This is a genomic window from Variovorax sp. Root411 (assembly GCF_001425205.1).
Lineage (GTDB): Bacteria > Pseudomonadota > Gammaproteobacteria > Burkholderiales > Burkholderiaceae_C > Variovorax.
Genome location: NZ_LMDW01000013.1, coordinates 1 through 7,220, shown reverse-complemented (window position 1 = coordinate 7,220; position 7,220 = coordinate 1). Strand labels below are relative to the sequence as shown.

Annotated in this window: 3 protein-coding genes; all 3 read left to right on the top strand. The window is 70.8% G+C overall.

All coding sequences use genetic code 11. From position 1 onward, the window contains the following. Window positions 1-624: phosphopantetheine-binding protein (locus tag ASC92_RS14080; RefSeq protein ID WP_235505832.1), on the top strand; the 624-nt coding region annotated here is incomplete at its 5' end. Then, a complete protein-coding gene (locus ASC92_RS14075) occupies window positions 624-5,252 on the top strand; it encodes a type I polyketide synthase (protein WP_056516450.1) in 4,629 nt (1,542 codons plus the stop codon). The genes ASC92_RS14080 and ASC92_RS14075, both read left to right, overlap by 1 nt. Window positions 5,253-5,262: 10 nt before the next feature. Then, window positions 5,263-7,220 (top strand): condensation domain-containing protein (locus tag ASC92_RS14070; RefSeq protein WP_157609060.1); only part of this gene is annotated, 1,958 nt, incomplete at its 3' end.

Sequence of the window (7,220 nt, the reverse complement as noted above, 5' to 3'; positions counted from 1 at the left end):
GTGCGGGGCTTGCGCATCGAGCTGGGGGAGATCGAGGCGCAGCTGCAGGCGCAGCCTGAAGTCCGCGAAGCCGTCGTTGTCGCCAACGAAGGCCCCTCGGGTGCAAGGCTGGTCGCCTACGTATCCGGCCAAGGCATCGACACGGCGGCATTGCGCGAGCGCCTGGGCGAAGCGTTGCCGGACTACATGGTGCCCAGCGTGCTGATGGTGCTCGATGCACTGCCGCTGAACGCCAACGGCAAGGTCGACCGCAAGGCGCTGCCTGCGCCCAAGTTCACCAGCGACAAGTCCTACGAAGCCCCTCAAGGCCCCATCGCCGAAACCCTCGCCGCCATCTGGGCCGAAGTCCTGCAGGTCGACAAAGTCGGCATCCACGACAACTTCTTCGACCTCGGCGGGCACTCGCTGCTGCTGGTCCGTGTGCACCGCCTGCTCGAAGACAGGCTGCGTGCCGCGGTCCCGCTGGTTCATCTTTTCAAGTACCCCACGGTCGGTTCGCTGGCCCGGTGGATGGCACGCGGCGCCGCTGCGCCCGCGTCCTCGCCCACGGCCGGAGACGACCGCGCATTGCGCCAGCGCGCCGCCTTGCTTCAACGCCGCCAATCCGCGGAAAGAGTCAACTGATGCATACCCTCGACGAACAGCCGGACCAACCCGAACAGCCCGGTGCGACCGGCATCGAGATCGCCATCGTCGGCATGGCGGGCCGCTTCCCCGGTGCCGATGATGTCGATGCGCTCTGGCGCAACATCCGCGACGGCGTGGAGTCCATGGACAGCTTCACCGACGAGCAGCTGCGCGCGCAAGGCATCTCGCAGGAACTGCTCGACGACCCGGCCTACGTGAAGTCCGGCACCCGGTTCAAGGGCTTCGACCAATTCGACGCCGGCTTCTTCGGCTACTCGCCGCGCGAGGCCGAGTATCTCGACCCGCAGCAGCGCATCTTCCTGGAATGCGCATGGGCCGCGCTCGAGCACGCAGGCTGCGACGCGCGGCGGTGGCCGGGCAAGATCGGCGTGTATGCGGGCGAAGGCCCCAACCTGTACCTGATGCGGCACCTGCTGCCCGCGTTCGGCCTGGGCGACGGACGCGGCATTGCCGACCTGCTGGGCCTCATGAGTGGCAACTCCGGCGGCTCGCTGTGCACCCGCGTGGCCTACAAGCTCGACCTGCGCGGCCCCGCCGTGACGGTGCAGACCGCCTGCTCCACATCGCTGGCCGCGGTGCACACCGCCTGCCAGGCGCTGCTGGGCTACGACTGCGACATGGCGCTGGCCGGCGGCGTGTGGCTCAACCTGCTGCAGGACGGCGGCTACCTCTACCAGGAGGGCGCCATCCTCTCGCCCGACGGCCACTGCCGCGCCTTCGACGAGAAGGCCGCGGGCACGGTGATCGGCAGCGGCGCCGGCCTCGTGGTGCTCAAGCGCCTGGACGACGCGCTGCGCGACGGCGACACCATCCACGCCGTCATCAAGGGGAGTGCCGCCAACAACGACGGCGCCGACAAGGTCGGCTTCACCGCGCCCAGCGTGAACGGCCAGGCCGAGGTCATCCGCGCGGCGCAGTTGATCGCGGGCGTGAGCGCCGCATCGGTGGGCTACGTCGAGGCGCACGGCACGGGCACGGTGCTCGGCGACCCGATCGAGATGGCCGCGCTGACGCAGGCCTTCCGGGCCGGCTCCGACCGCACGAACTACTGCGCCGTCGGCTCCGTGAAAACCAACATCGGCCACCTCGATGCGGCCGCCGGCGTCACCGGCCTCATCAAGGCGGTGATGGCGCTGAAGCACCGCACGCTGCCGGCCAGCCTGCACTTCGAGCGGCCGAATCCGCAGATCGATTTCGCGGCCAGCCCGTTCTATGTCAACGCCGCGACGAAGCCCTGGCCCGCCGGCCCCACGCCACGCCGTGCCGGCGTGAGCTCGTTCGGCATCGGTGGCACCAACGTGCACGTGGTGCTCGAAGAGGCACCGGCCGCGAAGCCTGCTGAAAGCCCTTCCGGCTGGCAGGTGCTGCCGCTGTCGGCGCAGAACGCCGCCGCGCTGCAGGAGGCCGGCCAGCGGCTGGGCGCTCATCTCGAAGCATTCGCCGATCAATCGCTCGCGGACATCGCGCACACGCTGCAGAGCGGCCGCCGCGCGATGCCGCTGCGCGCCGCCATCGTCGCCAATGGCCACGCGATGGGCGCGCGGGCGCTGCTCTCGCCCGAAGGCGGTTTCGAGCAGGTGATGCGCGCGCCGGCCACGGCGCCCGAGGCCGCCTTCCTGTTCCCTGGCGGCGGCACGCAGCACGCGAACATGGGCGCGGCGCTGTACCGCGACGACCCGGTGTTCCGCGGCGAGGTCGATCGCTGCTGCGCCCTGCTGGACGACGCCATGGGGATGGACCTGCGCCAGCTGCTGTACCCCGCGGCCGGTGCGGAGGCCGCCGCCGACGCGAAGCTCTCGTGCATCGAGTACACGCAACCGGCGCTGTTCATCGTCGAGTACGCGATGGCCCGCGCATGGATGGCGCGCGGCGTGCAGCCCGCCGTCATGCTGGGCCACAGCCTCGGCGAATACGTGGCCGCCTGCCTGGCCGGCGTGTTCAGCCTCGAAGACGCGCTGCGCATCGTCGCCGCGCGCGGTCGTCTCATGCGGTCGATGCCCGCCGGGGCGATGACGGCCATCGCGCTGAGCGAAGCCGGGCTGAAGCCGTTCCTCGGCGCCGGCTGCGAGATCGCCGCGGTCAACGGCGAGCAGCTCTGCGTGCTTTCGGGGCCGCTGCAGGCCATCGAGGCGGCCGAGAAGCAGCTGCTCGCAAGCGGCCTCCTGCCGCGCCGCCTGCATGTCGCCATCGCGTCGCATTCGGCCATGACCGAGTCGATCGTGGCCGAGCTGCAGAAGGTGATTGCCTCGGTGCCGCGCCATGCGCCGCGCATTCCGTTCATCTCCAACGTCACGGGCGAGTTGATCACCGCCGCGCAGGCCACCGACCCGGCCTACTGGGGGCGCCATCTGCGCGGCACGGTGCGCTTCGCCGACGGGCTGGTCGCGCTGCTGCGCGTGCAGGGGCGCGTCGTGCTCGAGGTGGGGCCCGGCGAAACGCTGGCCGGCCTGGCGCGGCAGCATCCGCAAGCCGATTCGGCCGTGGGCATCTGGTCGAGCCAGGCGCATCCGCAGCAACAGGCTCGCAACGAGCGGCAACTGGCCAGTGTGACCGGTGCGCTCTGGTGCGCCGGCGTCGAGATCGACTGGGCCGCCTGCCGCGCGGGCCAGCCGCGCCGCCAGGTGCCGCTGCCGAGCTATCCGTTCCAGCGCCAGTCGTACTGGGTGGAGGCGGGCACCTTCGAGGGCGGCGCCAACTCGAAGCTTTCGAATCCGGCGGCCGGCGCGTTCTACGTGCCGACCTGGAAGCGCACCGAACCGCTGCACGCCGTGCGCAGCCCCGCACCGGCCGGCACCTGCACGCTGGTCTTCGGCGAAGCGGGCAGCCTCGCCGATCACCTGATCCGCCACCTGAATGACGCGCACCCCGTCGTGTGGGTGGAGCAGGGCCCGGGCTTCGTCGAGATCGGCCCGCGCCACTACGCCGTGCGCCCTGGCGAGCGCGCCGACCACGAGCAGCTGCTGCGCAAGGTGCAGGGCGGGATCGGCCCGGTGTCGAACATCCATCACCTGTGGGGCGTGGATGGCGAGTTCGCCGCGCCATCCTCGTCGAGCGAACTGCTGGAGCGCGGCTTCTTCAGTCTGTTGGCCCTGGCGCAGGCGCTGGACAGCACGGCGGGCGGACGCGAGCGCAAGCTGTCGCTGCAGGTCGTCAGCAACCAGATGGAAGATGTCTCGGGCCTGGAGCCGCTGTGCCCAGAGAAGGCCACGCTGTTCAGCCTTGCCAAAGTGATCGGGCAGGAGTACCCGCACATCGACTGCCGCGTCGTCGACGTGGTGCTGCCCGCAGCCGCCAGCCCGGCCGAGGCATGGCTGGTGGGGCAGCTTGCGGCGGATGCGCCTGCGGCGCGCGACGAGCCGCTGGTGGCCTATCGCGGGCCGCACCGCTGGGTCAAGGGCTACGAGCCGCTGGCGCTGCCGGCGCAGGGGGCCGGGCCGCAGCAGCGCCTGCGCAAGCAGGGCGTCTACCTGATCACCGGTGGCCTGGGCGGCGTGGGCCTGTCGGTGGCGCGGCATCTCGCCAGGTCGTGGCAGGCCAGGCTGGTGCTGCTCGGTCGCTCGCCGCTGCCGGAGCGCGGCGCGTGGGAATCGCTGGCGGCCTCGCCCGAGCAGCCCGCGGCCCTTCGCCAGAAGCTGCTGCAGCTGCTCGAACTCGAAGCCCTGGGCGGTGAAGTGCTCGCGCTGTCGGCTGATGTGGCCGACGCCGCGCAGATGCAGGCCGCGGCCGCGCAGGCTCGGCAGCGCTTCGGCGCCATCCACGGCGTGATCCACGCGGCGGGCCATGCCAGCAGCGGCATGATCGGCCAGCGCACGCGCGCCATGGTCGAGGCCGTGTTCGCGCCCAAGCTGCGCGGCACGCAGGTCCTGCTGGAGGCCGTGCGCGGCGAGCCGCTCGATTTCGTGCTCTTCTGTTCGTCGATCTCCAGCGTGGCCGGTGGCCTGGGCATGAGCGACTACGCCGCCGCCAATGCCTACCTCGACGCGCTGGCCGCGCAGGCGCGGCGCAGCGCCGGCCACGCGGTCTTCTCGGTCAACTGGGATGCATGGCGCGACCTGGGCATGGCCGCGGGCATGGTGCTGCCGGAGGGCGTGGGCATGGACGGCCTCGAAGGCGCGCTGGTGCTGGAGCGCATCGTCAACGGCCCGGCGCATGCGCAGATCGTGATCTCGACGACCGACCTGGCGCAGCGGCTCGGCGAACTCGACAGCGGCATGCTGGCGCTGATCGAGAACGGCCCCCTGGCCCACGCCGCGCGCGCCACGCGCCGCAACCATCCGCGCCCCGCGCTCGATACGCCGTACGTTGCGCCCGACGGCGAGCTCGAAGCCGGCCTGGCCGCCGTGTGGCAGGACATGCTGGGCATCACCGCCACCGGCGTGAACGACAACCTGTTCGAACTGGGCGGCGACTCGCTGCTGGCCATCCAGATCCTGGCGCGCGTGCGCAAGGCCTACGACATCGAACTGCATCCGGCCGCCTTCTTCAAGGCGCCCACCATCGCCGACCTGGCCTTGCTGGTCGAAACCCGCCTGATCGAAGAGATCGAGAACGCCGGCTTGGCTGGTGCTGCCATTGCCACGGATCGCCTGCCCGCCACCGCCTGAAGAACCCGCCATGCCCGAAATCCACGACATCTCCAAGCGTCGCGCCAGCCTGAGCGCGGAACAGCGCGCCAGGCTGAAGGAACGATTGCGCGGCGCAAGCGCCGGCATGCAGCAGCAGACCGGCACGAGCGCCATTCCCCCGCGCCCGCACCGCGACCGCGCGCCGCTGTCCTTCGCCCAGCGCCGGCAGTGGTTCCTGTGGAAGCTGGACCCGGCCCGCACGGCGTATCACCTGAGCGGCGGCCTCGTGCTCGGCGGGCAGCTCGACATCGATGCCCTGCGCGCGAGCGTGCAGGCGCTGGTCGACCGCCACGAGTCGCTGCGCACCGTGTTCCGCGAGGCGGGCGACGGCGAGGCCGAGCAGATCATCCAGGAAGCGGTGGAGGTCGCGTTGCCCTGCATCGACCTGAGCACGCTCGACGCCGACGCGCGCGACGCCGCGATCCGGCGCGAGGAGCACCGCATTCGCGCCGAGCCCTTCGACCTCACGCGCGGCCCGCTGATGCGCGCCGTGCTGCTGAAGGCCGATGCGCGAACGCACCGGCTGCTGGTGGTGATGCACCACATCGTGTCGGACGGGTGGTCGGTGCAGCTCACGCTCGACGAGCTGGCCGCGCTGTACGCCGCCCGCGTGCAAGGCCAGGCCGCGGCGCTGCCTTCGCTGCCGGTGCAGTACGCCGACTACACCGTATGGCAGAACCGGTGGCTCGATGGCGGCGAGGGCGAACGGCAACTCGCCTGGTGGCGCGACCACCTCGGCACCGAACACCCGGTGATCTCGCTGCACACCGACCGACCGCGCAACGCCGACGGCCGCTACGGCTCGGCGCGCGTCACCGTCGCCTTGCCCGCAGACACGCTCGCCCGCCTGCGCCAATCCGCGGCGTCCGAAGGCGCGACGCTGTTCATGGCCCTGCTCGCGGGCTTCGATGCATTGCTGTTCCGGCACACCGGGCAGACGGACGTGCGCGTGGGCGTGCCCATCGCCAACCGCAATCGCGTCGATACGGCCGGCGTGGTGGGCTTTTTCGTCAACACGCAGGTGCTGCGTTCGCAGATCGATGCGAGGACGACGCTGACGCAGCTGCTGGCGCAGACACGCGACACGGCCATCGGCGCGCAGACCCACCAGGACCTGCCGTTCGAACAGCTGGTCGGCGCGCTGCGGCCCGAACGCAGCCTGAGCGCGAACCCGCTGTTCCAGGTGATGTTCAACCACGTGCGGCGCGACCACCGTTCGCTGGCCGAGTGGCCGGGCGTGTCGGTCGAGCGGCTGGACTTCGAGGAAGAAGACGCGCAGTTCGAATTGACGCTGCAGACGCTGGAGTTCGAGGACGGGCGAGTCGAGGCGAGCTTCCTGTATGCGGCGGAGCTGTTCGACGGGGAGACGGTCGAGCGGATGGCGGGGCATTACCTTGCGGTACTGCAGGCGCTGGCGGGGCAGCCTAGGTTGGCGGTGGGTGACGTGGCACTGGTGAGTGCTGCGGAGCGCGCGCAGCTGTCGGCGTGGAGCGAGAACCCGCACCGCCACGAAGGCGCACAGCCCATGCATCGGCAGATCGAGGCGCATGCGAAGTCGAAGCCCTCGGCGCCTGCACTGGTCTTCGGCGACGAGGCGCTGAGCTATGCGGAACTCAATGTGCGTGCGAACCGGCTGGCCCATCGCCTGATCGCCTTGGGCGTCCGGCAGGATGTGCTGGTCGGCATCTGCGCGGAGCGCTCCACCGAGATGCTGGTGGGCATCCTCGCCGTGCTCAAGGCCGGTGGCGCCTACGTGCCCCTGGACCCCGAGTACCCGGCAGACCGCCTCGCCTACATGGTCGAGGACAGTGGCATCTCGCTGCTGCTCACTCAGCGCCATCTGCGTTCGTTGGTCCCCGGCACCGAAGCCCTCCAGGTGCTCGAACTCGACACGCTCGATACCTCTTCGGAGTCCGAAGCCGATCCTCAGGTCCCCCTGCACGGCGA